This window comes from Amycolatopsis orientalis DSM 40040 = KCTC 9412 (assembly GCF_000478275.1).
Lineage (GTDB): Bacteria > Actinomycetota > Actinomycetes > Mycobacteriales > Pseudonocardiaceae > Amycolatopsis > Amycolatopsis orientalis.
Window position 1 is genome coordinate 1 of sequence record NZ_ASJB01000078.1, and the last position, 665, is coordinate 665.

The following is a 665-nucleotide window of genomic DNA, read 5'->3' on the forward strand; positions in this document are numbered from 1 at the left end:
CAATGCCGCTAAGTTAAGCGTGAAAAATACATTCCTCTTGTTGGTGGATTCGGCCCGCGTGTCGCCGTTGTCACTGAGCGAAATTTGTCATGAATAGGTCTAGTATTTCTGCATGGCCACGCGCGAGGTTCAGGATGTGAAACTGACGGATCGGATCTCGATCGGCGTTTTGACGCGATTGTTTCCGCGTGATCTTGTGGATGAGGTCATTGCTGAAACTGGCCGAAGAGAGAAGCGTTCACGGTTGCTGCCGGCGCATGTGGTGGTTTATTACGTGCTGGCAATGGGATTGTTTTTCGGTGAAGCATACGAGGAGGTGATGCGACGCCTGGTTGGCGGTCTCCGTTTTCTGAGAAACTGGTCGGGAGACTGGAAGGTTCCGACCACAAGTGCTATCTCGCAAGCCCGTCAGCGGTTAGGTGCAGAGCCACTGGAAGAGCTCTTTCATCGAGTAGCCAGGCCAATGGGACGGAGAGGAACTCGTGGCGCCTGGTTTGACTCGTGGCGCGTCATGGCCATCGACGGTGTGATCCTGGATGTTCCGGACACGCCGGAGAACAACAAAGAATTCGATCATTCATCAGGTGGCCGCGGAATGAGTGCTTTTCCTTTGGTTCGCATGGTCGGCCTGGGAGAGTGCGGGACGCATGCGATCGTCGGTGCTG

Annotated in this window: 1 protein-coding gene; it reads left to right on the forward strand. The window is 54.9% G+C overall.

The features are described 5' to 3' along the window. Positions 1-112: 112 nt before the first annotated feature. On the forward strand, positions 113-665 hold a 553-nt coding region (locus tag L324_RS41765; protein ID WP_173426411.1), incomplete at its 3' end, for a transposase domain-containing protein.